The organism is Sphingomonas sp. 66-10, from assembly GCF_001897045.1.
Classification (GTDB): Bacteria; Pseudomonadota; Alphaproteobacteria; order Sphingomonadales; family Sphingomonadaceae; genus Sphingomonas; species Sphingomonas lycopersici.
In genome coordinates this window covers 27,645-28,822 of record NZ_MKRR01000044.1, presented here as the reverse complement: position 1 = coordinate 28,822, position 1,178 = coordinate 27,645, and the positions used below count along the sequence as shown (strand labels likewise).

General features: G+C 64.4%; 2 protein-coding genes. One reads left to right on the top strand and one right to left on the bottom strand.

Annotated elements, in window-relative coordinates; all coding sequences use genetic code 11:
- Window positions 1–98 precede the first annotated feature (98 nt).
- The gene (locus BGN95_RS05295) at window positions 99–773 is read right to left on the bottom strand and encodes a helix-turn-helix domain-containing protein (RefSeq protein WP_286771868.1); all 675 of its coding nucleotides are present in this window, start codon (window positions 771–773) and stop codon (window positions 99–101) included.
- 126 nt (window positions 774–899) lie between these two features.
- Between BGN95_RS05295 and BGN95_RS05290 the strand changes: the two genes are divergently transcribed.
- Window positions 900–1,178: hypothetical protein (locus tag BGN95_RS05290; protein ID WP_502688254.1), on the top strand; the 279-nt coding region annotated here is incomplete at its 3' end.

Genomic DNA, 1,178 nt, shown 5'->3' with positions numbered 1-1,178 from the left:
TTGCCCTGCCTTGCCTCCCGATGGACCCCGGCTCAAGGCCGGGGTGACGGGAGGAAAGCCGACGGCATCCTAAGGACCCAACTAAATATCGATCCGCCCTAGATCGCTTCGATCGGCTTGAGCAGCGGCCTCAACGCCTCGTTGCCGGCCGAGCAGACGCACAGGATTCGGCACGGCGCGTCGCCCGTCGCGACATAAGCGTGCCCCATCATGCCGTCGAAATAGATCGAATCCCCCTTCTCCATCGCGACGGGCGCGTAAAGGTCGCAATGGAAATCGCATTGCCCCTCGAGCACCATCGCATATTCCTCGCCGGGGTGACGCATCAGCTCGCCGAAAGCCTCGATCGACCGCACCTGCACGTCGAGGATCATCGGGTTGAGCGATTTCCGCAGCAGATCGGCGGCGGGATAGATATAGTCATAGGTCGCGGTGCGGATCGACGGGCCGTGATTGGCGCGGGTCACGCTGCGACGCCCGCTGGTCGGCTCGGTCCCCCGCGCGGGAGAAAGCGCGCGTGCGGGCGCGCCGGCGGCGAACAGCCGTGTGATATCGAGATCGAGGCTTTGGCTCAGCCGAAGCAGCTTGCTGTAATTCAACGGCATCTTGCCGGTCTCTACCTTGGACAGGGTCGAGACAGGCAGCCCGGTCAGCCGGCTGACGTCGGCCAGGGTCATTTTCCGCTCGATCCGCAATTGCCGCAGCACCGCGCCCGGATCGACGTCCTCGTCTGGCCACTCGCGCTGTGGTTTGTGGGAATCGGCCGCAGACATTCAAATCCTCCCGGCAATCGGCCCGATCGGCCTGAATGGAAAATAGCGCCGATTTTTTCAATTTTCATCCCATATTGACAAAAATTCAGATTATGAAAATTTCGCGCGCTTGCTGGGGAGATGATGATGCGAACCGTCCGATCGCGCGCCAATTGGCTGGCAAGCGCCTTGCTGCTGAGCGTTGCGCCGATCGGCCTCGCCGCGTCGCCGGCGGCGCTGGCTGCGCCTGCCGCATCGGGCGACGTCATAACGCCGCCGCAGGTCGCTGCGGTCGCCGCGCGGGTCGCGGCGGCGGCGCAGGCCGAGGTCGCCGACAAGCAGATACCCTCGATCGCGATCGCGCTGGTCGATCGTTCGGGGGTCGTCTGGCAGCAGGCGTGGGGCGATGCGGGTGCGGCGGACAGC